Below are 690 nucleotides of genomic sequence, written 5' to 3' on the forward strand. Positions count from 1 at the left end.
AATTACTACGTTGTTCTAACATATTCAATTTATTCCATTTAACGATAAAAACTTCTCAATTTGCTAAAATTGAGTCAAAAAACGCGCTTAACGCCGCAAGTTGCTCATCAGGGTAGCTGATGGCATTAAATTGGCGCTTAAACGTCATGTCAGGCTTAATGTTGTCCAAATACCAGCCCAAATGCTTGCGCGCTACTCTAAAACCTTTCTGCGCCCCATAAAATTGATGAAGCGCATGGATATGCTCAAGAGCAACTTGGCATTTTTCTGCCAACTCAGGCTCGCTTGGGGCGGTGCCTGTTTGCAAAAATTTGCCCACTTGGTCAAACAGCCATGGCCGCCCAAGTGCCGCTCGGCCAATCATCACCGCATCTGCTTCGGTGTAATCCAACACCCATTTGGCCTTTTCAGGCGAGGTGATGTCACCGTTGGCAATCACCGGGATACTCACTGCGCGCTTCACCGCTCGAATGTGCTCGTATTCGGCTTCACCGTCATACATACAACTGCGCGTGCGCCCATGAATGGTCACCGCACAAATGCCAGCTTGCTCTGCAATACGGGCAATCTCAAGGCAGTTTCGGTGCGCTTTATCCCAGCCGGTTCGCATTTTTAAGGTGACAGGCACGTCCACTGCATCCACCACCGCGTGCAAAATCGCCTCCACCAGCTTGGGGCTTTGCATTAATG

General features: G+C 49.4%; 1 protein-coding gene. It reads right to left on the reverse strand.

The window, feature by feature from the left end; genetic code table 11:
* Positions 1 to 55: 55 nt before the first annotated feature.
* Positions 56 to 690: tRNA-dihydrouridine synthase (locus JNC70_RS22795; RefSeq protein WP_374789060.1), on the reverse strand; the 635-nt coding region annotated here is incomplete at its 5' end.

Source organism: Brucella oryzae, from assembly GCF_041929965.1.
Taxonomy (GTDB): Bacteria; Pseudomonadota; Alphaproteobacteria; order Rhizobiales; family Rhizobiaceae; genus Brucella; species Brucella oryzae.